Annotated in this window: 1 protein-coding gene and 1 CRISPR repeat array; the gene reads right to left on the minus strand. The window is 53.1% G+C overall.

Going from position 1 to position 815, the window contains the following annotated elements; all coding sequences use genetic code 11:
- The first annotated feature begins 42 nt into the window (after positions 1-42).
- Positions 43-450: direct repeats of the CRISPR family, unit length 37 nt; unit sequence CTTTCAACAATTTCGGCTCACGGTAGAGCACTGAAAC.
- A 157-nt stretch (positions 451-607) separates the two neighbouring features.
- Positions 608-815: hypothetical protein (locus JE47_RS22385; RefSeq protein WP_236631328.1), on the minus strand; the 208-nt coding region annotated here is incomplete at its 5' end.

The raw sequence follows: 815 nt of genomic DNA on the forward strand, positions 1-815 counted from the left end.
ATCTTGCCAAGCGTCATGTCAGTTCACAAAGCGCTCACCAACTTTTCAACAATTTCGGCTCACGGTAGAGCACTGAAACCGACGCGTTCAACATCAGCCCGGTTATTGCGACAACGGCTTTCAACAATTTCGGCTCACGGTAGAGCACTGAAACGTGTCGCTGCGCAACTTCACCCTCGTCCATCGCCGCAGCTTTCAACAATTTCGGCTCACGGTAGAGCACTGAAACGCTCGTGCACACGAGCGGGTTGTTTGTGTGTGAAGGACTTTCAACAATTTCGGCTCACGGTAGAGCACTGAAACCGCGCCTGCGTCAGCGCGGTTGTGACCAAGCCGACGCCCTTTCAACAATTTCGGCTCACGGTAGAGCACTGAAACGCGCGCTGCCCGCGACCGCCTCGAACGCATATAACCTTTCAACAATTTCGGCTCACGGTAGAGCACTGAAGTGGAACCCCGGAAAACCTTTGCGAACGACCATGAATTCTGCATACGATGGAAATGGGGCGGGTTGCGCACCCGCCCCATCTGTGTTTAGCATGTCATTCTAAAAGGACTTCGGTCATTATCAGCCTTTCCAGGCTGTTGGTTGCCACGAGTTCATTTTTCAAGCGATCAACGCACGGATTGCATGACGAATCGCTTTGGGGTGCCAGAATGGTATCGATGGTAATGACCGATTGTCTTGCTCGTCGAGATCGTCTATTGGCGAGATGGGTACGTCAGATGAGTCCGGAGGTGGACTTGCTGGCGGTGGAGGGGGTGGCGAGGTGTTTGTTCTGCGAACATAGTGATGCGAATGCTTCATGACTGCC

Origin of the sequence: Chloroflexus sp. MS-G (genome assembly GCF_000735195.1) — a bacterium.
Taxonomy (GTDB): Bacteria; Chloroflexota; Chloroflexia; order Chloroflexales; family Chloroflexaceae; genus Chloroflexus.